Below are 24,463 nucleotides of genomic sequence, written 5' to 3' on the forward strand. Positions count from 1 at the left end.
AAAAAGGCCACTGCATAGCAGTGGCCTTTTTTTGGAAAACAGCTAAGTATTAGGCCGTTTTAGTAGAGCCTTCAGCTGTCGCAGTATTCTGGGGTGCTTCTGAGTCAGTTTCCCAGTACTTGGACTTGAGACTGATCAGTGCCAGGATGATACCCACTCCGATTGTGAACAAGCTGATTTGCAGGAACAGGTTTGGCATCTCAGCAACATTGTTCGGATCAAAGTTACCTGACAGAAGACCGGCAAAGAGGTTGCCGATAGAGTAAGTCAGAACAAAGACACCCATCATCTGGCCAGCAAAGCGGCGAGGAGAAAGTTTACTTACTGCACTCAGGGCCACCGGGCTCAGGCAGAGTTCACCGACAGTGTGCAGGAAGTAAGTGGCTACCAGCCAGTAAGGAGCAACTTTCAGGCCCGCTGCTGCGTATTGAGCGGCAAAGAACATTACCAGGAAGCCACTGGCCATGATGATCAGGCCAAGTGCACATTTCAGCCCATAAGATGGGGTGATCATGCGTTTGCCTAGGTTAATCCACAGCGCGGCAAAGAAGGGGGACAGGGTAATGATAAAGATGGAGTTAAAGCTTTGTAGCCAGGAGGTTGGCATTTCAAAGCTGCCAATCAGGCGATCCGTGTAGTCGCGGCCGAATAGGTTCAGTGAGGAGCCCGCTTGCTCGAAGCCCGACCAGAAAAAGGTAGAGGCTACACAGACTAGGAATAGCGCCCACATTTTCTTTTTCTCTGACCCGCTCAGCTGGCCGCCAAAGTAGATAAAGCCAAAGTAGGCAAGGAAAGTCAGGGTGAAGGCTACAGCTACGTACTTGGCTATTTCTACCGGGTTGATGGTAATAGTGCCATTCATTACCAAGCCGGTAATCACTGCAACACCGACTACGATAGCACCGATTATGCGCCAAGCCAGTTTTGCCTTTTCTGGCGAAAGTGGGTTCTCGGGGTTGAGGCTTGCGTCCCCCAGATTGTGGATAGTGCGGCGATACTGGATCAGGCCAATAGCCATCCCCACAGCAGCGGCACCAAAGCCCCAATGCCAACCGACATTTTCACCGAAGTACCCGCAGACGGCATAACCGATGATTGAGCCCATGTTGATGCCCATATAGTACAGTGCGTATCCACTGTCACGGCGAACATCATCTGGTTGGTACAGGTGTCCAACTGCTGCACTGATATTGGGCTTGAGCAGGCCGGTGCCGGTAGCAACAAGGATCAAGCCTATAAAGAAGCTCCAACTGGTTGGGATAGCGAGCACAATATGGCCACACATAATGATGATGCCGCCGTACCATATGGTGCGTTGTCCTCCTAGTAGGCGGTCTGCAATCCAGCCACCGGGGAGGCCGAGGAAGTACACGGCGCCAGTGTAGAGCCCATAAATAGCTCCGGCTGCTGCAACGGTAAAGGCTAAGCCCTCTTCCTGAAGGCTGGCTGTCATAAACAGCACAAGCAGGGCTCGCATACCGTAATAACTCATCCGCTCCCACATTTCTGTGAAGAAAAGTGTTGAGAGCCCTTTGGGGTGGCCAAAAAAGCCGGCGTCATTTTGGTCTATATTTGACGACATAAGCTGAAATTCCAGTTGTTATAGCTCTAATGCAATATGCTGTTGCATATTAGGAAGGCAGCCTGGCCAGGGAGCTGAAATTTCAGAGCCCTTTGGCTAGCCAGGTAATTCATCCGTGTGTCAGAGTACTATTTTTTTCCTGTATTGCTCTTGTTTAAAGAGGTAGGGACCGATCCGGGTTTGGACTGGATGTTTCCAGCCAGTTCAAAGGCCCAAATGTTTGTAGAGCCTACCTCCTGCGTAACTTGGAAAGTTTACCAGCTGTCTATTTAACAGGCGAACTGTTGTGAGGTTATTCATAAAAATGGCAACAGGGTACTTTGTGAGTCTGTAAATTAGAGTTAAATTCTGTTGTGGTCCTGTTTTTGAGGGGAAATAACTGTGAAGCTTCTATTCGGACTTACTCTAGTGCTACTGGCCACTGGTTGCTCCCAGTCTCCAAGCCGCCATGTGGAAATTGCAGATAGCGATCTTGTCTTAAGTGGCAAAGCGGTTTTTGGCCGGCCAGTTGAGAAAGTTGAGCTACCGAGTGAGGAATTATTAGATCTTGATAACGATATAGAATCTTACCTCAGTACGATTTCTCCCGGCTCAGCTCCCGATGTGCGGTTAAAGGGGCTGCTTAGCGCCTTCCGTCAGGGAGATATGCAATTTGAATACGATGCCGATAGCACCCTTCCCGCAATAGAGGCTTATCACCGAAAGCGTGGCAATTGCCTGACATTTACTTTATTGATGGTAGCTATGGCTAGACAATTGGGTGCCCAAGCTTATTTTAATGAGGTAGATGTACCTCCAGTTTGGAACCAGGATGAGGCCGAAATCTTCGTTGTCTACCGCCATGTGAACATGGTGTCTGAGCATGCGCGGGGCCGGCGGGTGATTGACTTCAACTTGGCTGCTTATGACCCTATCTACAAGCAGCAAAAGCTCGAGGATAGAGTTGCTTTTGCGCTCTATTATAGCAATCGGGGGGTTGAGTTGATGCTCGAGGGAGAAGAGAGGCAAGCTTTTTTGTACCTGCGCAAAGCTATTCAGTTACACCCGAATAGGGCGGACCTATGGTCAAACCTAGGAGCTTTCTACAGCCACTTTAACCATCTTGACGAAGCTGAACAGAGTTATTTACAGGCGTTAAACCTGCAAAAGGGAAACCTTGTTGCGAATAGTAATTTAGAGCGTTTGTACCGTAGCACAGGTAGGGAAGTGCTGGCTGATGGCTACGCAGATAGGGTTCGCTATCACCGTGAGAGAAACCCTTATTACATTTACTATCGGGCGCGGGAAGCGTATGAAAATGGCAAGTTTAAGCTGGCTGAAAAGCGTCTTCGAAGGGCTATAAGAGCCGATAGCAGTGATCACCGGTTTCATTTTTTGTTGGGATTAGCTCGATACCAGCTTGGGGATGTGGCGTCTTCCAGGGAGAGCTTTACGGAGGCATTTTCACTGGTAAATAATTTATCCGTTAAAAATAGATATATGAATAAGTTAGAGTTTTTAATGGGCGCTGGGGAGTAGTTGGTGTAAGAGCAGTCGTAACTTTATTTGCGAATACTTCACTAGAAAAAATAAGGGCGCCAAATGGCGCCCTTATCGATTTGACTTAGAAAGTTAGTACTTAGAACTGGTAGCTAACACCAGCCCAGGCGTAGCGGCCTTGGAAGTCGTAAGTACCATTCCAGTCGCTACCAGAGGTAGTAGACGGTTCGCGATCGGTGACGTTGTCGATGCCTGCAGTAAGACGCATGGAATCGTTAACATCCCAACCTGCTTTCAAGTTCAGGTAGGTGTGTGAAGGCATATCCATATAGGGGCTATGGCCATCACCGATATACTGAATGTCTGCTCCAAAGTCCCAGCTGTCGGCATACCAGGTTGCACTGGCCAGCCCGCGCCATTTGGTGTATGCGTCGCCAGTAGTGCCTATGTAGTCTACATAGTCAGTAGTTTGGTCAGTCTGGGTGTTGTACTCCTCATACTCAAGCAGGTGGGTCGCTTGAGCGCGCAGAGCCAGCTTACCAGCATCGTAGTAAAGGTTTTGAACTACGTCGATATCAATACCACTGGTATTAATTTCGCCAATATTCAGCAGAGAGCCTTCCAGGTAGTTAATTTGCCCACTGGTACCACGGCTAACAAGCTCACAGGCAGAGCTGATACCGTCCCTGTAGCAATCATCCAAAATCTGCTGGGTGTCGGCATCTGTGATGGCGTCTTTGATTTGGATATCGAAGTAGTCCAGGGTAATGGACAGGTCTTCAACAAAGCTAGGAGTCCAAACAATACCAGCGGTGAAACTTGTTGATTCTTCAGGCTGAAGATCTTCGTTACCACCGATGTTTGTCGGTACCTGGGAGCCGGCTTGGGTGAAGCCCGCGCTTACCATATCGCAGTTTGCGCCCTGGCCAGCAGAGTTGTTGCTGCTAGTGTCACATGGGTCGATGAGATACTCGTAGCTCTGTGAAGAACCGCTGTAGAGCTCATAAATACCTGGAGCACGGAATGCAGTAGACAAGCTGGTGCGGAAGCGCAGGTTTTCAGTCGGCGCATAGACTGCACCGAGCTTGTAAGTCGCTTGGCCGCCAAATGTGTCGTAGTCGGAATAACGAACAGCGGCGTCAACAGACAGCTCATCCGCATACTTTAAGCCAGCCAGGATAGGCAGGTTAAACTCGGCAAAAACCTCAGTTACAGCGAAATCACCAGATGTTGCATCTTGCTGGTTGCTGAACGTAGAACCGGATTGAGTCTCTTCACTGGGGTTAAATTCGCCAGATTCTTTTCGATATTCAAGACCAGCAGCAAATCCTAAGGCACCGCCCTGGAATTGAACCGGCTCGATATCTCCCGTCAAGCTCGCACCGACATTGAGCATGTCGTACTCGTTGTCTTCGCGATCGGTATAGCTGATGTAGTCGATAACTTCATCGCTCATGCCGCCGAGGAACTGAATATCCTCATCAGCAATTCCACTTTCCCCATCCAGAATTTCCTGCAGCATTGTTTTGCTGATGGAGTTTCCGACAGTGTTTTCACCTTCGTTTTTACCGTAGCTTACGAAAGCGTCCCAGCCCCAACCATTTGCGAGATCTCCACGCAAGCCGCCGAGGATACGGTAGGTTTCAGTTTTCTGTTCGGAGTCACGGGTTCCACCGGCGACAGGGCGCAGGCGAACATCAGACAGGCCGTCTGACCAGCTATCCCCATGGGTTGCAGTTGGTGCTGTAGGCTCAAGATCCTCAGGGCTACCTTGTGCTTCCCACTCTGCAACAGCGGCATTGTAAGCTGCGAGTTCAATCTGGTAAGCATCTTCAGCTACCTGCCATGCTTCTGCCAATTGCTCTTGAACTTCATCAGAGAGGTGGTCAGCGGTCAGGTTGAGGCCATTGCCAGCGTACATGGGCTGAGCAGCAAGCTGCTGATTGGTAGTTTTCAGGGTGTACGAACCTTCCCCGTAAAACTCAATGTCGTCAGTAATGGAGTATGAGCCGCTACCGGTGAAGCTGGTGCGCTCCATGGACCCGGAAAGCCACATATACTGGCCGATATCATAGCTGGAGTAATCACCTAAAGTGACACCGTCGTCAGCAACGCTAAAGGAGCCGTAGTTGGTAAAGATATTACCGGTGGGAGACATTGAGCTTTGCAGGCCTGCCCAGTCGCGGTCGCTATAAGCGATTTCGTCGCGCTTACTGTGAGTTACGTTAGCGATAAACTGGCCACGGTCGAACTCTTTACCAAAAGTGATAGAAAGTTCGCCATTCTCACCACCGCCAGCTTCGGTTGCTCCCGCACGAGCATTTATACGAACGCCGTCGAAAGAGTCTTTCAGGACTACGTTAATTACGCCTGCAACCGCGTCGGAACCGTATACAGCAGACGCACCGTCGGTCAGTACTTCAATGCGGTCGATCATGTCTACAGGGATATTGTTCATATCTACTGCAGAGGCTACGCCAGAGCTGGACGATACGAAGCGACGACCGTTAACGAGAACCAGGGTACGTGCAGAACCTAGGTTGCGAAGATCTACAAATGAAAGACCAGCACCGCCGTTGTTGTCATTTGCATTGATGCCGGTGGTGCCCATAGAAGGAAGTTGGTTCAGCAGCTCATCAATAGTGCCTACACCAGAGCGTTGAATCGCTTCGGAATCAACCAGGGTGATTGGTCCGGTAGTGGACAGTGGGTCACGAGCAATGCGCGAGCCAGTAACAATTACTTCTTCTACCTCTGCGCCAACATCAGCAGATTCCTGAGCAAAAGCGCCAGTGCTGGCGATGGTGCCCAGAGCAGCGATGGCGATGCTCAATTTGGTCTTGATCATAGTGGAACCTTCTTATACTTAAGGTGCTTATTAGGCTTTATTCGATAAAAAGCTTTAAGTGACATGAGTGACTTTAATGCATATTTGCTTATTATGGAACTATTGTGACATTTCATGCACCCAATAATTTGGCCTAGAAGATAGATTAGGATTGGCTGATATTGGGTTAAACAGTATTTTTTTAGGTTTTTTGTCCTATTTACAGGTTTATGCCGTTAATTTATTGCGTAGCCGAGTCTTTTATTAATATAAAAATTTTTAGCGCTGAGGCTGGGGATTTGCCTGGGGAGTAGTGGAAATTTCTTCCAGAAATAAAGGTGAGAGGAATAGTTAATGTAGTGAGGTGGGTATCAAGCTGGAGGTGTTTGGGGGAAGGTGTGCACCGTATGCAGCTTTGAGTTGCTTGCCTGCGAGGAGTTTTCACAGGCAGTAAGTGCAATCGTAAGAAATTGGTATGATTTATTTGTCGTGAAACCAGCCGCTTATAGCGAGTCGTAACTTGGGTGCAAATGGAGCAACACAAGTCACCGAATGAATATGTTTGACATGGAATAAGCAAAGGCTGTTGTAAGTGGGAGACCAGGACTTAGTGGGAGTGCCATCCTCTTTGTAAAACTGAAGGAGTCCCCCCCAGTCAGGGTGCCAACTTTCGGATAAGTTATAAACAAAAGCCACTCTTCTTTTTTCTGCTGAAACATCGTCTCTATGGCGAGTTAAAAAATCCCCAGGAGCAAAAGCTGTTATTTGGGCGCTTGGGTATGCTAACGATGAAATTCCTGTAATAGTCCTAATATTCTTTATCATCTCTTCGCTAGAAAGCCAGCTGTAGATATTGGCTAGATGAGGGGTTGAGCTCTGACTCAACTCTTGCCTTCCATACCAAAAGCCAACCCCATCGCTAGCTAACTTATGTACGTTTTGTACTAGTGTGCGGCGATCATTAATGTCTAACTGTGCAAATTCATCTTTTGATATCTCAGAGTATTTCCCATTGGAAATATGTGCCTGCTTAAAACTCGCATATTTTAAGATTTCTTTTTTCAAAGTGTGGGCTGAATCGTTACTTAATAAGTTTGTAACTCGGCAGCTCAGGTCTTGATTAAACTCATTGCTCCAGTAAAGGGAGTCAAGTTCACGATTAATTGTATATTGCATATCTCAACTTCCCGTATTAGATGTTTGATGCCTTGGGGCTCTTTTTGATTCGTTGTTTAAGGCTGCGAGGAGGTCTTCGGCAACTTCAGAAAATCGGACCCATTTCTTGGCTTCTGAAGGATCTATAGGTTTTCGTACTTGCAGCTCGCTAAACGTAAAATTGTTAGATTTTCCCCTCAAGGACAGTATGTTGTCGCTCCATCTAAGGCCTAAAAAGGAGTATAGTTTTTGGGCTGTTTCTTTTTGTGCGGATAGAAATTCATCAAAATTTAGGTTGAAAATACTCTTTGGGAAGGTTTTTCCCCAAAATTGCATTAGTCTCATTGATTGGTAGTAATAGTGAGCGACATCTTCTGCTTTGCACGCATATGTATGCCCTTCGGGAAAGGGCTTTGAAAGAATTGACATGCATACATCGAAAGGATTTCTGGCTACTTGAATAATACGGGCATTGGGGAATAAAGATAAAATCAATCCAACGTTTAGTAGGTTGCTGGGCATTTTGTCCACAGTGTCTTTTTCTGCTTCCGTTTCGAGTTTCATGTAATGCTCAGCAAGCTGGTTCCAGTCGGTAGAGCTTAATTTGTGAACGTTCTCATAGGCTTTCCCCTGAAATTTCAATTGCAGCTGGGATACCGTTCTAGGCATTTCTTCACTTTCTCCGAGACTGTAAACGCTATTGGAATTTTCTATAATTTTATTTATTAAAGTTGTTCCTGATCTTGGCATTCCCACTATAAATATAGGGCTGTTTTGGTTGGAGCTCCTGTTGTGCGCATGCGATGATAGGCTGTATGTCTCTATTATTTTCGAGAACAATTCTTCAGTTTTTTGAGAGTCGTAGGTGTTATTTGCTCTTTTTAGTAGTTCAAGCTTGATTTTGTTGGCTATTCCAATTTGCTTGTAGGATTTTTGGTATTTGTTCTGTTTTATATAGATTTCTGAAAGTGCAAAGTTACATATTTCCGCATCGATCGATGGTTCTAATAGAGATTCAATAGCCGAATTTAGTTTGTTTGCTAGAGCTTGGCTAATGTCACTTGGAGAGGTGAGTTCAGCAATAATTTGCCATCCAGCGCTGAGTTTGGGGTTCTTTGAAGTGGCTAGTGTTGCATACTTAATTGAGTCGCTATAGTTCCCATTTAGCCTTTTTATTTTGGCCTTCAATAGATCAGCCTGAGCGGATGTTTCCCCCATACTTATTGCTTTCTCGAGCTGGACTTGGCTTTCTTCAGTTTTTCTTGCCATTAGTAAAAGATCTGCATACTTTAAATGGTCGGAGGCTGAGGGCGATACTAACTGTATATATCTAGAGTATGCAGTGATGGCGGTTTCATAATCCCGGAACTCCGCTGCGACCAATGATAGCTCGCGGGCAATAGCCAGATTGTTCTGTAAATGAGAAAATAATTTTTTATAGATTGGAAAAGCTTTCCCTATATTCCCTAACTTAAAGTGAGAAAGACCGAGTAAATGGAATGTTTGCCCATCCATTGGTTCAATTCTCTCAATTGCTGAGACTGCATAATGGTATTTTTCTAGGGCTACATATTCTGTTGCTATAAATTTGAGATCAGCTGTTGTGATACCGTTTGTAGCTTCAGCTTCCTTTAGCTGGCTAAGTGCTTCGGACCTCTTTTTTAGCTGCCTTGACGTAAAGGCAAGCATCAACAATTTTTGAATTTGCCTGGAGGGGGTCGAGGTTGGCAGATTAAGAAGTTGTGTATGTGCAGAAGTATAATTTTTCTGTTTTAGATCAAGTTCAATTGAGGCAATAGAGGTCTCCCTCTGAGAGGGTTTGGGGCTTTTGGGTGGAGTGTGATGCTTCATATGACAGATTTATCTCGGTATACTTCCCTAGGTGTTTTAAATTGCCGACCTTGAGTGAAATTTAATTGTCTTATAGGCATCTCTTCTGATCGATGCTTACTGGGAGTTGTAATGTATTGTATATCATCTGATCTCGATGTTGATAGGCTGCGGGAGGAGTTCTTAAGGTCATCAGTTGTACAGGTACCTAATTTTCTTCATGGTCAGTCGGCTAGTGATATTTTTTCTTTTTTGAGGGAGCAGAAAGAATGGAACCTGTCTTTCAATAAGCTTGGTGTTCATACGGATATTAGCTTTTCTGATTATTGTGGTTGGAGTACTGATCAGAAAGGTATGTTGAACGATATCGTGTGGTCTCAGGCTGGGGCAGAGTTTCAATACCTTTACAAGAGCATCCCTATATTTGATTTTTGTAGTCGCGGCAGTGGTCAGGATAGGCGGTTTATGTCTATTTTTCAGTTAGTTAACAGCAAGTCATTTTTATCCTTAATGCGCTCAGTTGTTGGGGACAATAGTATTGCTTTCGCCGACGTTCAAGCGACATGTTTTGACCGTGGGCATTTTCTAAAGGAGCATGATGATGGTGTTTCCGGGAAGAATAGAGTTGCAGCATATGTTATTAATTTAACCCCAAACTGGAATTTAGACTGGGGCGGAGTTTTGCATTTTTATGGGAAGGATGGAGGGGCAATCAGGGGGCTGGTGCCAACATTTAATGCTGTTAACGTATTTAAAGTCCCTCAGAAACATTCAGTTTCATATGTCGCTCCATTTGCGCCTGAGAGCCGCTATTCAATTACTGGCTGGTTAAGACGAGGGGAAATGGCGTAATGCGTTCACCGTTAATTATTAATTGCTAGGGATTACATCAAACGGCGTGGTTACTCTCAGATGCGTGGATTCTTCTGGTAGGGGGATTGTTCCGTGCCAAGTGTATGAAGGAAATAAAACTAGTGATCCTTTAGAGGGGCTTATTTGCTTTTCCACAAAATCTCTCTCTCCGAGTTCATATGGAGACTTCCCGAAAAAGATGTCACCTGGATTTGTTGGAGCTCCTTCATTTTCTGGTGGTGGTAATTCCACATAAAAAGCGGAGCTAATCCAGCCTTGGGGGTGCACATGGCTAACATGGTGTCCACCACCTTTTAGCATTACGGACCATGAGCCAGAAAATTTAAAGTTTGATGACGTTCTTCCCAAAAATGGGTGTTTCTCATCTTCAGGTGAGTTTGATATGTAATCGCTAATGACTTCTTTAAGGCTTTCCTTTAAGGAGCATATTACAGGATGATTTTTGTGAAGCAGTCTGCCAGGTGTTTGAACTCCAGAGCGTACCGATTGAAAAAGGGGGCGCTCCTTTAGTTTGTGCATGTCTAATAGATTTGCTTTTAACTCCAGAAGGAACTCGTTAAGGCTGGAATACCCATTTGGGGTTGGTATTACATACTCTTGAATATAGCTACTATTTTGAGTGAGCCATTGGTAGCGCTCATTTCCCTTCATTTTCCAGCACGTCCCTTGAATAGCCCAAAGTAGTTGGTCATTTGGGGCTTGTTTTAAAGCCTGCTTAACAAGTTTATCAGCCACTTCGAATTCATAGTTTCTAACAAGCGTTATTAAGTACTGCTTTGTTATGCTGAGGTCAGGTTGCATTGAAAAAACAGTTTCATAGAATTTCAAGGCAAGTTTTAATTCTCCTTCTTCTTCGGCAATCTTGCCTCTGAGAAATAGAAGTTCGAAGCTTGTGTCAATATCCGGCCGTGACTCAAGTATGCTTTGTGCCTCTTTAATTAACCCTGCTGCGATTAAGCTTTCAATATGAGCAATGGTGATTTCTCGATGATCTTTTTGGGATTGTGATAACTTGCGATAGCTTTCGCAAAATAGCCCTTTATTGCCAAGCTGCCAATATGCTTCATTCAGGGTTTTGTGCGCCTCGGTATGAAGAGGTTCCGTAGTAATAAGTTTCTCAAGTGTTTCTATGGCTGTTTTATGGTAGCCAAGGTTTAGTTCGGCAAGTGCTTTGGCATAAAGTGCTTTGCTCATCTCAGGCGCCAAGCTAAGAACTTCTTCAAGCAAAGCTAGCGCTTTCTCAGGCTCCTCAAGGTCAGAATAAGTTATGGCTAATCCATAAGTAGCCTTCAAATTCTTTGCATCTTGAGCCCTTGTTTTTTGAAAGAAACCCAAGGCATCTTGAAATTGGCTGTTTTTTCTGCAGATATTTCCAAGGAGGGTTAGTGAAGTAGGAGAGTTAGGAGTGAAGCTTGCGGCCTTTAAGGCATGTTCATAGGCTAGAGTTAGGTTGTTTGATTCAAACTCAAGTATTGCCAAATTCCGCCATGCGGCTGTAAATTTCGGATTGTAATGAATAGCTTGCTTGTAATGGTACCTTGCAAGATCTATCTGCTTTTGCGCCTTTAGAAAGTTGGCAAAATTATTATGGACCGGCGGTTGGTCATTTTTTGCTTTAAGTGATTTTTCAAAGAAATCTTTAGCTTCTCTTTTACTGTCAACTGCGTCTAACGCAAGAGCGGAGAGGTGTAATACATTCGGCTCGCTCGGGAACTGCTGATTCAGTTTTTGGATTGCAGGTAGCGCGTTCTGAGCATGTCCAGACTCCACCATTTTTCCAAGGCTTGCCAGGACTTGTTGAAGCGTTAAATTTCTCTTCATAGACGTTTTCTAATTAAAGAAACGGCGAGCAATGCTCGCCGTTTCTTTGTGTCAAATGACAATCAACTTAGTTCTACTCAAAACGATAGCTTGCACTCAGGAAGTAGCGCGGACCTAACAAGTCATAAGTAGATGGATAGGTATTAGCTTGCTCAGCAGAATCCCCCAAAGTGGTGGGTTCAGTATTGAGAACATTCTTAATACCAAAGTTGATGTCAAAGTTTTCATTGACTGCCCAGCCGGCGCTGAGGTCAAGGTAAAACTCATCATCAATAGAGTCTACAACCAGTTGGTTGCGCTCATCGAATGGGTTGGTGACAGTGTCTCCAACAGCGATGTTGGTGAAAGCAGAGCCCGCATCCATCAGATCTTCGATGTTGTCGTCGGTAACTTCGATGGTGCGTGGGCCACTAATGGTCATCAGCTGGTCATCTTTGGTTCCATCAAGATAACGAACCAAGGCGGACAAGGTTAGAGGACCACTCTGCCAGCTAACACGTGTATTCCAGTTGAATTCGCCTCTGGGTGCCTCACAGGTGTTTCCGTAATAGCCGGCACACTCATTCACAACACTTGGGAATTCAGCAACGGGAGTTACGTCGTATTGGAGCAGGTAGGTGCTGTTGAAGGTGACGCTCAGGTAGGAGGCCCCATCAAAGCCGAAGTCCAGATCGGTACCGTAGTTGATGTTGAGGTCAACACCTCTGGTCTCAATCAGGCCGATATTTGCATTAAACGCTTCTACGTAGTCAACGTTACCGTCGCTGCGGCGGTTAATTGCTTGGCAGTATGGTGAGCTAGCATCTTGGAATTGGTTGTAGCAGAGATCCAGGATGTTATTTACACCACCGCCGTATACGTCGATCGCATCTTCGATTTCAATATCGTAGTAGTCGATAGCGATATCGAGGCCATCCATCGGCTCAATTACTGCACCGAATGTGATCGTAGTTGAGGTCTCTTCTTGAAGCTCTTCATTGCCGCCGAAAACACCTTCAATCTGGGTGTTCGCTTGAGTAAAGCTACCTGCAGTTACGCCATCAGGCATAGTCGCGTTACAGGTATCGGTATCCCCTGAGCCGCCTACAGCACATGGATCACTAGCGGGCGGGAAGCCAGCGGACTCACCTAGGTAAAGCTCGTAGACATTTGGAGCGCGAACAGACTGCTGGAAACCTGCGCGGAACTTAACCATTTCAATTGGAGCGTAGTTCAAAGCAGTAGCGAAAGAATTAACTCCACCAATATTCGAGTAATCGGAATAGCGGTATGCACCCCACAGAGCTAGGCTCTCAACTCCAGGCTTGCCTGAAACCAGCGGTACGTTTACTTCGGCAAAAGCTTCCATTGCGGTGTAGCCACCAATGGTTTGCTGTCCGGCATTAAAGCCCAAAACGTCGCCTGTAGCGAGGTAGCTGTCAGGGTGGAAGCTAGACTCATCATCGCGGTGCTCTAAACCAAACACTACACCGATAGCTTCATCTGCAGAGGGAACAGTACCCAGAAGGCCGGATACGCTTGCAGAGATAACTTCTTGTGTGATGCTGGTAATGTTTGTGGCATCGACTGTGATGAAGTTAATCGCTTCGTCACTGATATTGCCTGCGCCCCAAATATTTAACGGTACACAGTCATTGGAAGTATCTTGACATGCTGTACCGTCATCTGTGACAAGGATTGCTTGTTTGAATCTGGAGGCCGCAACGTCGTTGTTTTGACGATTGGTCTGATCGAGATTGGAGTAGCTGTAGTAAGTATCAAAAGACCAGTCATCATTGATGTCGCCACGGAAGCCGGTCACGATACGGAAAGCGTCGCGAGTATCTATCGATTCGCGAGAACCGTTTTCAACCATTCGACGTCCGATGAAAAGATCAACCGGGTCATCTGCATTGTTGCCATTTGCAACATTCAGGTTTCTAAGAGTTTCTTGGTAAGCCTCATCGAAGAAGGGCGTATTTGGATTTACTGAAACTGTAGTAAATGCAGGGGTGGGGGCCAGTTCTTGTGGAACTTGGTTGTGTGAGAACGCCATTTCACCATAAGCGGTGACTTTATCATTCAGGTCGTAATGCGTAAACGCACTAATCAGGAAGCGCTCTTGTGGCAGCTGCAAGTAGTTATCTGGAGCGTAGTTAAAGCGATCTTCTGGGTCTTGGAAAGCGCGAGAGGTGCCATCTGGCTCAAAGGTTGTGCCAGTATTAAATACGTTTGTGCCAGGAACACCACTGGAGCCAGAGGTGGACAGGCTATCGTTGAAGCCGTCACCGTCAGTGTCTGCTTCGCCCCAAGTGTTAGTACTGAAACCGCGATCAGCTTGGAAAACGGGGTCACGGTCAGTCCAGGATGCATAAACGGTAGCATTACCGCGTCCATCGGCAAAGTTACCGCCGATAGTCAGATCGATATTGCGCTTGGTGCCATCACCGTCCTCTGTAACATCATAGAGGCTGGTAAGCTGAACCCCTTCGAAATCGTCTACTAACTGGAAGTTAACTACACCGGCAAGAGCATCGGAGCCGTATACCGCAGAAGCACCACCAGTAATTACATCAACACTCCGGATCAGGGTGCTGGGAATGGTGTTCAGGTCAACGATACCTTCTTGAGTAGAGGGAATATAGCGGCGGCCGTTGACAAGAACTACTGTACGATAGCTTCCGAGGCCGCGAAGGTCTACCTGGGCAGTACCGTCCCCAGGGTTGTTAGAGCTGGGACCAAAGCTGGGCCGAGTCTGAGGTAGTTCAGCGAGTTTCTGCTCAATATTGAGGTTACCGGAAATCTTGAACTCTTCTGCCCCAATAGAGGTTAATGGAGTAACAGATTCAAGGTCTTGGCGCTTGATACGAGAGCCGGTAACGATAACTTCTTCAACCATTTCCGCATCTTGTTGAGCGAAAGCAGGCATTGCAGGAACCATAATTGCGGCAGCGGTGAAGCCCAGGGCTCCTTTTACGGCTGCGGACAGGAGGTTCTTTTTCATTGTCAATCCTCTCTTGATCGTTGGATTTATAGTCTGTTGTCATTAATGACGATTGCTGGAAGTAGCTACCCCCAAGTGGCTACTTCCCTCCCAACACACCTATTAACGTTTGGCGGAGGGAACCCCTCAAAAGAATCGTGTTTTTTTCTGATACTGCGTATTGTCAGGTTTGGTAGGTCAGCATGTGCTCGCCCATCGATCTTTTTGTTTTATTTTTGGTCTGTCAGAGAGCGGTAAAAGGGGAGGCAGAGGAAGTTTGAGTAGAGGGGTGTAACTTAGAGGCTTAGGGAAAAGCTTCCGTAAAAGAATCGACCTGTAAGGTCATATGTCAGGTGGTCGTGGTTATTGCTCTCTGCGGTTGAAGCAAAAGGGGGTGAGCGATCAAGTAAATTATTGATACCGAACGCAAATCTCAGTCGAGAGCTCGGGGTGTAGGCAATCTGAATGTCGTGTGATGACCAGTCACTGATATTACGGTTTTCGCTAGTGCCATCCAGGGTGGTAAACGTTTCTTTAAGGCTGTCTACATAGTGGACGGTATAACCGGCATTCCAAGGGCCTTTTTTAAAGTAGGCTCCAGCGTTGGCTTTCCATTTTGGCAATGATCCTGGGCCGCCAGCTGAAATATCTGTGAAGGTGCCAGATAGATCTTCTTTGGTTGAATTAGGTGAGGCCTGATTGAGGTAGTGAAGCATTCTGCTGATGTTTAAAGCCAAGTGCAGCTCCTTATCACCGTCTAGCTGGAAGTGATAACGAAAAGCGGCGTCATATCCGCGAATCTCGCGGCTTCCTTGATTTATACGAGAGGCGTATATTTTGGTGATATCGCCACTCTGATCGCGTATGACTAAGTCCGTATAAAGGTTGTAGTAGGCATTCTGATCCAATAAAAATTGGGGGTTGGTGCCGATCACTTGGTCTTCGTCGATGTCATAAAGGTCAAGTTTAGCGGTAAAGTCGGGAAGCTTGAGAGGTTCCCATGTCACTCCGAGAGAAATTGTGCGGGATGTTTCCGGTGCTAGATCTGGATTACCGCTAAATTCAGTTAAATATTGTATCCGCGAGCTATCTGATTGATATTGGCAGCCAGGAAGGTCACTTGCATTTGTGCTGGTGCAGGGGTCGAATAGAAATTCTTGTGTTTGGTAGCCCTGTTGATTCATGTCTGTAAGAGTTGGGGCTCTGAACCCAGTGGTATAGCTGCTTCGTACAAGAAGGGAGGGGGCTGGTTTCCATCTTAGAGCCAGTTTGGGGTTGCTAGTATCCCCAAAGTCGTCGTAGTGGGAGCTTCTAATGGCACCATCCAGCCATAGCTTGTCTGAAACTAGCGGGATGGACACCTCAGCAAAAGCTTCTTTGACAAGCCGGGTTCCTTCTGTAGATCCAGGGGCGTGCCCACCTATAAAGGACATTCCGAAATTATCATTGGAGTGAAGGCTTACACTTTCCCGTCTGAACTCAATTCCTGCTGCTGCAAGAATATTTCCTGCCGATATCTTTTTAATAATGCCGTCAGTTATGAATGTGAAAGATGTCATTCGGGAGTTGCTAGTGGTTACACTTTTACCGCGAATGAACTCTAGTTGTTCCGCATCAATACTGCCGCTGGGGCCAAGAAGGTTTACAGCTACACAGGAAGTCGTGGTATTGCAGGCATCTGGTCCTTTTAGTCCCAGGGAGAGCGCAAAGGGATCTATTACATTGTTTAGTGTTTCTTTCTTAGAAGTTCTGTGGATTGAGGCACCCAGTTCCCATTGCCATTCATTCCAGAAGCCTTTTATTCCGGTATTAAATCTCCAGGTATTTGTTCGGTTATTTTGTGTCCTTGGGCCAAGCTCAATAACGCGTCTGCGGACATCGTAAATTTCTTCGTTAAAAGTATTGTAAATATTATCAGCCGCTATCGTTAGGTCCCCGTTGTCAAAGCGTGTAAATACAGGGGTCGGAGCAGAGGTTGATACTCCGCTGGATCGGACTCCCATAATTTCAGAAAAAGCTTGCGTGCTTTCGCCGATATCCAGGTTGCCGGCTATGTATATTGAGTCACTTTGGGTGGGGGTAATTGCTGAGGTGTAGTCGCTGTAGTTAAATTTCTCTTCCGGCGACCAGCTCTGATAGGTTCCGGGGGAGAGGTTGGTTAACACCTCATTTCTCTCGAGGGCAATAAAGCCATCTGGGATGGCAGATGATCTCTGGTCGGTCCCCCCAATTGCGCGACTATCCGCTGAGCTGGAGAGATCTCGGTCCCGGCTCATTACTTTTCCCTGGCGATTTTGGGCCAAGTTTAACATTAAGTGAGACCGGTCCCCCCTCCATCCCCAGGTTAAGTGGTGGGATTCACTCTGTCGATCACCTTGTGAAGCTTGTCCGTAATAGCTCTTCACTGAGAGCCCTTCAAAGTCAGTTTGCAGGATAATATTCACAACTCCTGCGATAGCATCGGAGCCATAAACAGCCGAAGCTCCATCTTTTAGAATCTCGACTCTTTCAACAAGGGCTAGAGGGATAGTGTTTAAGTCGGTTGCTTCCCCATTAAACCCATCGCTGATGATTCGCCTCCCATTGAGGAGAACAAGAGTGCTGTTGGCTGGTAGGCCGCGCAGGGAGACTGCTGCAGTACCATCGCTCTCCTGGCTAACTGAAGTACTTGTGGAGTTGCCGGAAATAGCAGGTAAAAACTTTAGCAAATCGGCAATAGTCTGAGCGCCGGTCATTTCCAGCTGGTCTCGCGAAAGGCGGTCTACTGGTAGGTATCCTTCTGATTGGAAGTGGCGCAAGTGACTTCCCGTTAGGCTCTGACCCGTAACCGTTACTTCTTCAGTTTGTAAAATACCTGTTGCTATTTGCGGGCGAGTATTAGTCTGGGGTGATTCAATAACTGCTACTGATGATGGGCCTACTTTTTTGAAGGATAGCGGCACTCCTTCTAGTAGTTGCTTTAGAGCGGGCTCAAATTGGCCGTCGGGGCTAAGTAGTGTCTGCCTGTTAACTTGAAATTTTGCAGCTGATGAGGCTCTAACCAGCAGTGATATTTTACACTGTTGGCCCAGTGATATCAGGGCTTGAGAGAGGCTCCCTTTGGGGATTTCGATTCCCGATTCAGGGCATAGGGCGTAGGTAGCGCTAGGGGAGCAAAGCGCTAACACAAGGGATATTGTTATCCAGTACCTAAGTGTCAATGAGGTGCCCATTCAAATACATGCAGCATGTCAAAATGCAGCAAATTGATAATTTTTCTTAGTTTTTGGGCGGGCTTATTTTGCTTGTGTAATATATAACCGCCGTATCGACGGTTATAACCTAGTTATGTGCGGGAGACAAGATAGTCAGGTTGGAGTCGCTGTGGTCTTCATGTAAATCGAGCGCAGTAGCGATTGCTTTCAAGGTGCTATCCGGGTCGGAGATCTCAAAGGTTCCTGAAACCAATTTGTCCTCTACTTGGGGGGAAGCGGCAACTGGAACAGCTAAATAGCGGTTTAACTCGGTTAAAGCGTCCTTAAGTGGGGTTTTTTCAAAGACTAGCAGTCCTTTCGTCCAGTCGGTAGCTTCTTCCGGTGATGTTTGACCAATTGGGCTGAGTCCTCTTTCAGAAACGCTGACTTTCTCGTTCTTGACCAATTGTACTGATTCAGGCTCCAAGCCGGGAGCGCTATCGGTTTCGCTGACTGAGACTGTGCCCTCAGTTACAGACACTCTTGTGCTCTGTGGGTTGAGTTCAACGTTAAATTCGGTTCCCAATACGCGGATATTGGCGCTGCCGGCAGTAACAGTAAAGGGGCGAGAAGTTTGCCTTGCCACTTCGAAGAAGGCTTCACCTCGAACTAACTCAGTGCGGCGCTCATTGCGGTTATAGATCACCCGCAGTTCACTATTGGAGTTCAGCTTTACTTCTGAGCCATCGGACAGGTTTATTGTCTGTATTTGTCCGCGTTCAGTCGCATATATTTGAGCCTTGAGTTCGCCGCCCATACCCTGATATCCAACCCACAGGGCAACTATTGCTCCGCAGGTTGCTAGACCGCCGCCTATAAGCCACTGCGGCAATGTCCATTGCTTTGAGCTTTGTTGCCCCTGTGCGTTATCGGTGGATACTGAGCAAATCGCAGTTCTATTTTGCGGAGTGGGGATGCTTTCTGGGAACAATGTATCTACCGGTAGGTGAGATAAGGCACCCAGGTCTCCCCAGAGTTCAGTGATTTCGGCAAAAGCCAGCTGATTCTCTTCTTGGGAAATCCACTTCTTGAACTGGTGACGGTCGCTAGATGTAATCGAGTCAGAGCGCAAACGAGCAACCCAAGCGCAAGCCTGGTCAAGGCTTTCTTCACTTATTGTTTGCTTAGGGTTAGTCATCATGGTTGCTCTAGCATCTTGGGTTTACGAAGTGTTACTTTAGTACTTTGATATTCAGGGCGGCATATTACTCAAAGTTTCTGGATTTGTGCGACCTCTACCGCGCATACCGTCGAATAAAAATGTCATTCCAACGAGTTTTTACTGAATTGCAGTAAAATGTTCTGTTGTATGTAGAGTATTTAGGTTTACTCAATTGGGTCCTTCGAAGCTGAGACGACTGAACAGCTTCCCCCCTCAAATAATTTTGTGGAGTTGTTGTTAAGGTGTGAATACTGGTAGTTCATTTTTTTATCGTTATTTTAAGGATATATGTCACAAGTGGCGCAACTGACTGAAGGTCACCTTTCAGGAGTTACCTTCTTACGACACGCTTTCAAAGCCTGCAAAATATACTTTTCCACACTACTCACGGAGATATTCATCTCCTTAGCTATCTCGCTATAGGAGAGGCCCCGGGTCCTGTGCAATAGAAAGGCCTGGCGACACTTAAGGGGCAGTTTGTCCATGGTTTCGTATATCGACTGCAACTGCTGACGGGCTGCCAGTAATCTTTCTGGTGACTGGTGGTCCGCGTGGTCGTCGGTGTAGGGTTCACCCTCCATGGGGATCTGCTGGCTCACATACTCTACATGAAGCTTGCCTCGGCGCAGCTGGTCCACAGCAAGGTTATTGGCAATCTGGTAGAGGTAGGCCCGTGGATTCTCAAGTTCCTTCTCATCGCTGAGTTTTTGCAGGCGTAGATAGGCGTGTTGGGCGATATCCTCGGCATCGTCAGGGCTTTTTACAATGCGAGAGACAAAGCGTACCAAGGCCTGTCCGTGCTCGGTAAACAGCCTTTCAAGAAGCGTCTTCCTGGCCTTATTCATTACTGATCGTGATCCCCGTACCCTGCTCGCTGTAGTTATGGACTGATTGTTCTTAGTGCGAGCTGGCGCACAGTTATATCACAAGCATTGGTTTCGCTACGAGAGGTACGATAGAACTTGACTGGTCACACTCTTCGATTCTCTATGCCTGGCGATGGATGCCGGTATAATGGCGGCCGCGCCACATGCGCAGACAATAAGACCTTGCAGAGGTGTGTCGAGCACCGGAGATTGAATGAGTTATCAAGTACTGGCACGGAAGTGGCGGCCGAAGCTGTTTCGCGAGATGGTGGGACAGGAGCATGTTCTCCAGGCGTTGATCAACGCCCTGGATAATGGTCGCTTGCATCACGCCTACCTCTTTGCCGGTACCCGTGGTGTGGGTAAAACCACGATTGCACGAATCCTGGCCAAGTGTCTGAATTGTGAAGAGGGAGTCAGTTCTGAACCCTGTGGCCAGTGCCACACTTGCAATGAGATTGCTGATGGCCGTTTTGTCGACTTGATCGAAGTGGATGCAGCCTCGCGTACCAAGGTCGAAGATACTCGTGAACTGCTTGAGAACGTGCAGTACGCACCGACCCGGGGCCGCTTCAAGGTTTACCTGATCGATGAAGTCCATATGTTGTCGAACAGCTCGTTTAACGCGCTGTTAAAAACCCTCGAAGAACCGCCTCCCCATGTGAAGTTTCTACTGGCAACGACTGATCCGCAGAAGTTGCCGGTTACCGTGCTGTCCCGCTGTCTCCAGTTCAAACTGAAGAATATGAGCCCCGAGCGGGTTGTGGGGCACTTGAAGTTTGTGTTGGAGCAGGAACAGGTTCCGTTTGAAGAAGGGGCCCTGTGGCATCTCGGTCGCGCCGCAGATGGCAGTATGCGAGATGGGATGAGTCTTACTGACCAGGCCATCGCATTTGGTGGGGGGCAAATTACCGAGGCAGAAGTGCGCGGTATGCTGGGCAGTATCGATACCGGTTTGGTGTGGAAGCTGCTGCAAGCCTTGTCTGAAGAGGACGCACAGGCTTTATTTGCCACAGTTGCTGAGTTGTCTCAGCAGGCCCCTGATTACAGTGCTGCGCTGGCAGAACTCGCCGATAACCTGCACCGTATCGCAGTGGCTCAGGTGTTGCCGCAATCTATCGATAATTCCCTGGGTGATGGTGAGCGACTGAGAAATTTAGCTGGGCGTATCGCCCCGGAAAATGTGCAGCTGTATTACCAGATGGCCCTGCTGGCCCGGCGTGACTTGCCCTTGGCCCCGGATCAGCGCAGTGGCTTTGAAATGGCTCTACTGCGGATGCTGGCCTTCCGTCCTCAGGGAGTTGCGGATATTCCCCGTTCTCCACTGCCATCGGCTTCCGAATCCGTTTCACCAGCACCAGCTCTAGATGCGCTACAGCCACAGGCCACTGTAGCGCCAGAAGTACCGGAGGTCAGTCCGGCAAAAAAGCCTGAAGCGGCACAGCCGCAGGCTGTTACAAAGGTTGATGTGGCTCCCCCGCAGGCAGTGCAGGGCCTGCAGCCGTTGCAGAATCAGGCAGAGCAAAGGGAGGTAGAGCCTGCAGCCCCAACTGAAATGATCAGTGAGCCAGCGACGGAGGCTCAGCCGGAGCAAATTACAAGCCCGCCTCCTGTCCAGGGAGTGGCAGAAGAGCGTCCCCAGCGTAAAGATGTCCTGGCCGAGCTTCGCCAGCGAGTTGCGGAAGTGGAGTCGGCGCCGGCACCACAGCAACCAGTACCACAAAATACGGTGAATACCTCGCGGGAGGCTCCGGTAGAAAGCCGCAGTCAGGAAGTGCCAAAAGGGCGTTTGGAAGCATTAACGCCTGGCAGTTGGCCGGTAATGTATGGACAGCTGGGTATTACCGGTATTTTGCACTCTATTGCCCAGCACTTGGAGATGGTGGGCAGGCAGGACAATATACTCTCGTTCACCCTGGATGAATCTTACAGCAGCCTCTACGACGAAGTTCACCAGCGGCGTCTGGGGGACTCTCTGGCTGACTTCTTCCAACAGCCTGTGGTAGCGCAGATACAAGTAGGGCAGGTACATGGGAGTACCCCCGCCCGATTAGTCGCAGCTACCCGCCAAGCGCGGCTAGAAGCTGCCCAGGATGCACTGGTCGCTGACCCACTGGTTCAAGAATTACAGGCAGAATTGAGTGCGGAACTGGTGCCGGGCTCCGTAGAATCACTAGTAGTAGAAGATTAATGACAATTAGGGCCCGGTTTATTCCGGGGCCACATGCACAAGATAGAGGTTACCTATGAAAGGTTTGGGCGATTTGATGCAGCAGGCCCAGAAAATGCAGGCCGATATGCAGGAAAAAATGCAGAAGATGCAGCAGGACCTGACTGAGCTTCGCATCTGCGGTGAGTCTGGGGCGGGTATGGTCAAGGTGACGATGAATGGTCGCCACGATGTGGTATCTGTGGAAATTGATCCCTCCCTGATGACCGAAGAGAAGGAAATGCTGGAAGACCTGCTGGCCGCTGCGGTCAACGACGCTGTGCGTCGTGTAGAGGAAAAAACACAGGAACTGCAAAAGCAGGGGATGGGAGACCTGACTTCAGGTATCAATTTGCCTGAAGGCTTTAAGTTCCCCTTTTAAGAAGTGGCCATCCACTGGTTTTGAGTTTGTATGTTTAGTCCCCTGATTGAAGAGCTGATCCGCGCGCTCCGCTGTCTGCCCAGTGTGGGCCCCAAGTCCGCGCAGCGCATGGCGATGTACCTATTGGAAAAAGACCGGGAAGCTGCCTCCCTGCTGGCCCAGAGTTTGGCGCGAGCGGTGGAACAAGTGGGGCGCTGTGGGCAGTGTCGCACCCTGACAGAGGAGCCCGTTTGCTCATTGTGTTGCAATAGCCGGCGCGAGCAGGACTCACTTTGCGTGGTTGAGACGCCCGCTGATGTTCTGGCTATTGAGCAGGCCGGTAATTACCACGGTCGCTACTTTGTCCTGCATGGGCATCTCTCGCCCATTGATGGCATTGGCCCGGGGGACCTGGGGATCGACTTGCTGGAGCAGAGACTCGCTACTGAGCAGTTGCGCGAACTTATTGTCGCCACTAACCCTACGGTAGAAGGTGAAGCTACCGCGCAGTACATCGCGGAGAGAGCTCGTGCCCAGGGGGTGACGGTGAGCCGGATTGCCCACGGTGTGCCCATCGGCGGAGAATTGGAATATATCGATGGCGGCACTCTCGCCCACGCCTTTAATAGTCGAACCGCATTTTTTTCCGGCAGTTGAGTGATATCGATGACAGAAATAGATACCACTCCACGCTGGGTTGACAGTTACGAGCAGCTGGTAGAGTTGTGTGCAGAATGGCGCAAGCAGAGTGCGGTAGCCCTGGATACCGAGTTCATGCGCAGTCGTACTTTTTATCCCCAGCCGGCCCTGGTCCAGGTAGGTGATGGAAAACACTGCTACCTGATCGACAATTTGGCGATTGAGGAGTTACAGCCGCTTCGCGACCTCTTGCTCGATACCGCTGTCACTAAAATCATGCACAGTTGTAGTGAGGACCTGGAAACCCTGGAGCGCTTGCTAGGCGTGATTCCCGAGCCCATTTTTGATACCCAAATTGCCGCTGCAATCTGTGGTATGGGAGCAGGCTTGGGTTATGCGGCGACAGTTAACCAGCTACTGCATATAGAGTTGCCCAAGAGTGAAACCCGCTCGGACTGGCTGCAGAGACCTCTCAGCGATGCACAAAAAACCTATGCCGCCCTCGATGTCGCTTGGTTGCCGGTACTCTACGGCGTACTGGTAAAGGACCTCAATGCGAAGGGGCGCCTGGAGTGGTTGCAGGAAGACTGTGCATCATTGGTGGTCACGGCTCGAAACCCGAGCCCACCTGAGATTTACTACCAAAAAGTGAAAGGTGCCTGGCGCCTGCGCAGTAAACAACTGGCAGTGCTACAGGATGTGTGTGCCTGGCGCGAAAAGCAGGCCAGGGCGCTGAATATGCCGCGCAATCACTTGTTGAAAGAGAATATCTGTCTCGGCCTGGCCCAACAGTTGCCTCGGCATAGAGGTGCCTTGAGCCAACTGGGTATGGAAGGGCGAGCTCTGCGTGAGCATGGCGAGGCCCTGTTAAAAATCGTTGCCCAAGCCTGCGAGAGAAGCGATCCACCTGCGCGAATGCAGCAGCCCCTCAACCGGCAGCAGGGAGAGATCCTCAAGCAACTGCGGCTTGAGATGGTGTCTATTGCCGAGCGGGCCGGGTTGCCTGCCGAAATATTAATTCGCAAAAAAGAGCTGGAAGCCTTGGTCCAGGCCCGTCTACCCGAGTTAGAGGGGCGGCTCAGAGGGTGGCGGGCCGATGTGATTGGCCATCCTTTGCTCGAAGCTCTGAAACAATTGCGTAAAGAGGAATTGAAGTGAAAGTTTTATGCGATATTTATCGCAGTCCAAATAAAGACGAAATGTATCTGTACGTGGATAAGCGCGAAGGCACTACGAGGGTTCCCAAAAATCTACTAGAGCTTTTCGGCAAGCCGCAGCACGTCACTACGATGTTGGTGACGCCGGACAAAAAGCTGGCCCGTGCAGAGGCGGACAAGTTGCTCAAAGAGGTGCTCACTCGCGGCTATTACTTACAGATGCCGCCAATAGCCGATTCCGAAATGAGTGAAATCGCGCTGAAGAACAGCAAGTTGCAACGCTGAGTCGAGCTAAATGGCACAGGAG

Annotated in this window: 16 protein-coding genes; 7 read left to right on the forward strand and 9 right to left on the reverse strand. The window is 48.3% G+C overall.

Annotation, left to right across the window (positions count from 1 at the left end):
- Positions 1-49: 49 nt before the first annotated feature.
- Positions 50-1,582 carry a peptide MFS transporter gene (locus tag ACJJI1_RS11695; protein ID WP_444956733.1) on the reverse strand — a complete coding sequence of 511 codons (1,533 nt, stop codon included), beginning with the start codon at positions 1,580-1,582 and terminating at the stop codon, positions 50-52.
- Between the two features lie 381 nt (positions 1,583-1,963).
- On the opposite strand from ACJJI1_RS11695, the gene ACJJI1_RS11700 reads away from it, so the two are divergent.
- Positions 1,964-3,100: a tetratricopeptide repeat protein gene (locus tag ACJJI1_RS11700; RefSeq protein WP_444956734.1), complete on the forward strand. Its 1,137-nt coding sequence runs from the start codon at positions 1,964-1,966 to the stop codon at positions 3,098-3,100.
- 100 nt (positions 3,101-3,200) lie between these two features.
- Here ACJJI1_RS11700 and ACJJI1_RS11705 read toward each other — a convergent pair whose 3' ends face one another.
- From ACJJI1_RS11705 to ACJJI1_RS11715, 3 genes are all read right to left on the reverse strand, one after another.
- The gene (locus ACJJI1_RS11705) at positions 3,201-5,909 is read right to left on the reverse strand and encodes a TonB-dependent receptor plug domain-containing protein (protein ID WP_444956735.1); all 2,709 of its coding nucleotides are present in this window, start codon (positions 5,907-5,909) and stop codon (positions 3,201-3,203) included.
- 459 nt (positions 5,910-6,368) lie between these two features.
- Positions 6,369-7,064, reverse strand: coding sequence for a 2OG-Fe(II) oxygenase family protein (locus ACJJI1_RS11710; RefSeq protein ID WP_444956736.1), 696 nt, complete (start codon positions 7,062-7,064; stop codon positions 6,369-6,371).
- Between the two features lie 3 nt (positions 7,065-7,067).
- Entirely contained in the window at positions 7,068-8,894 is a 1,827-nt protein-coding gene (locus ACJJI1_RS11715) for a tetratricopeptide repeat-containing sulfotransferase family protein (RefSeq protein ID WP_444956737.1), read from the reverse strand.
- 111 nt (positions 8,895-9,005) lie between these two features.
- Between ACJJI1_RS11715 and ACJJI1_RS11720 the strand changes: the two genes are divergently transcribed.
- Positions 9,006-9,725: a 2OG-Fe(II) oxygenase gene (locus tag ACJJI1_RS11720; protein ID WP_444956738.1), complete on the forward strand. Its 720-nt coding sequence runs from the start codon at positions 9,006-9,008 to the stop codon at positions 9,723-9,725.
- 18 nt (positions 9,726-9,743) lie between these two features.
- On the opposite strand, the gene ACJJI1_RS11725 is transcribed toward ACJJI1_RS11720, so the two are convergent.
- The 5 genes from ACJJI1_RS11725 to ACJJI1_RS11745 all read right to left on the reverse strand — a co-directional run bounded on the left by ACJJI1_RS11725 (position 9,744) and on the right by ACJJI1_RS11745 (position 19,769).
- Complete coding sequence (locus ACJJI1_RS11725) at positions 9,744-11,567, reverse strand: tetratricopeptide repeat protein (protein WP_444956739.1); 1,824 nt, start codon at positions 11,565-11,567, stop codon at positions 9,744-9,746.
- 73 nt (positions 11,568-11,640) lie between these two features.
- Complete coding sequence (locus ACJJI1_RS11730) at positions 11,641-14,550, reverse strand: TonB-dependent receptor plug domain-containing protein (protein ID WP_444956740.1); 2,910 nt, start codon at positions 14,548-14,550, stop codon at positions 11,641-11,643.
- Between the two features lie 275 nt (positions 14,551-14,825).
- Positions 14,826-17,696, reverse strand: coding sequence for a TonB-dependent receptor (locus ACJJI1_RS11735; RefSeq protein WP_444956741.1), 2,871 nt, complete (start codon positions 17,694-17,696; stop codon positions 14,826-14,828).
- Between the two features lie 154 nt (positions 17,697-17,850).
- Complete coding sequence (locus ACJJI1_RS11740) at positions 17,851-18,903, reverse strand: FecR family protein (protein ID WP_444956742.1); 1,053 nt, start codon at positions 18,901-18,903, stop codon at positions 17,851-17,853.
- A gap of 338 nt (positions 18,904-19,241) precedes the next feature.
- A complete protein-coding gene (locus ACJJI1_RS11745; RefSeq protein WP_413664471.1) occupies positions 19,242-19,769 on the reverse strand; it encodes an RNA polymerase sigma factor in 528 nt (175 codons plus the stop codon).
- Positions 19,770-20,004: 235 nt separating this feature from the next.
- On the opposite strand from ACJJI1_RS11745, the gene dnaX reads away from it, so the two are divergent.
- The 5 genes from dnaX to ACJJI1_RS11770 are packed head-to-tail and all read left to right on the forward strand — an operon-like array spanning position 20,005 to position 24,441.
- On the forward strand, positions 20,005-21,981 hold the full coding sequence (dnaX, locus tag ACJJI1_RS11750; RefSeq protein WP_444956743.1) for a DNA polymerase III subunit gamma/tau: 1,977 nt from the start codon (positions 20,005-20,007) through the stop codon (positions 21,979-21,981).
- A gap of 55 nt (positions 21,982-22,036) precedes the next feature.
- Entirely contained in the window at positions 22,037-22,381 is a 345-nt protein-coding gene (locus ACJJI1_RS11755; RefSeq protein ID WP_444895118.1) for a YbaB/EbfC family nucleoid-associated protein, read from the forward strand.
- A gap of 30 nt (positions 22,382-22,411) precedes the next feature.
- Positions 22,412-23,017 carry a recombination mediator RecR gene (gene recR, locus ACJJI1_RS11760; protein WP_444906348.1) on the forward strand — a complete coding sequence of 202 codons (606 nt, stop codon included), beginning with the start codon at positions 22,412-22,414 and terminating at the stop codon, positions 23,015-23,017.
- 9 nt (positions 23,018-23,026) lie between these two features.
- Entirely contained in the window at positions 23,027-24,157 is a 1,131-nt protein-coding gene (gene rnd, locus ACJJI1_RS11765) for a ribonuclease D (protein WP_444956744.1), read from the forward strand.
- A complete protein-coding gene (locus tag ACJJI1_RS11770; protein ID WP_413664475.1) occupies positions 24,154-24,441 on the forward strand; it encodes a YcgL domain-containing protein in 288 nt (95 codons plus the stop codon). Before rnd ends, ACJJI1_RS11770 begins: the two co-directional genes overlap by 4 nt.
- The last annotated feature ends 22 nt before the right edge of the window (positions 24,442-24,463 follow it).

The organism is Microbulbifer maximicatervae (SeqCode) (assembly GCF_052467065.1).